This is a genomic window from Pseudomonas sp. KB_12, assembly GCF_052114545.1.
Lineage (GTDB): Bacteria > Pseudomonadota > Gammaproteobacteria > Pseudomonadales > Pseudomonadaceae > Aquipseudomonas > Aquipseudomonas brassicacearum.
Genome location: NZ_JBFREY010000119.1, coordinates 1 through 398, shown reverse-complemented (window position 1 = coordinate 398; position 398 = coordinate 1). Strand labels below are relative to the sequence as shown.

1 protein-coding gene is annotated in these 398 nt (G+C 60.8%); it reads left to right on the top strand.

Annotated elements, in window-relative coordinates:
* Positions 1–398, top strand: a 398-nt coding sequence (locus AB4Z20_RS28120) for an immunoglobulin-like domain-containing protein (protein ID WP_442091257.1), incomplete at both ends; no start/stop codon positions are given.

The following is a 398-nucleotide window of genomic DNA, read 5'->3' as shown; positions in this document are numbered from 1 at the left end:
ACGTTGAGCAACGGCCAGACCATCACCATCCCAGTCGGCGCCAGCTCCGCTTCGGTAAACTTCGTTACGCCAAACGACGCCCTCGCGGGCGGCGACAACCTGAGCGTGAAGATCGACGACGCCCAGGGCGGTAACTACGAAAAACTGGACATCGACGCCACTCCGGCCGACACCACCGTTACCGATGTGCAGGACACTACCGGCCTGACCTTGAGTGCAACCGATAGCGTCGCCGAAGGCGGCTCGATCGTTTACACCGCAACATTGACCAACGCCGCCGGCTCGCCAGTGACCGTCACCTTGAGCAACGGCGCGGTGATCAACATCGCTGCGGGTGCTACTACCGGCACCGTGACTGTCGACGCACCAAAAGATGTCGACGCACCAAAAGATGATGT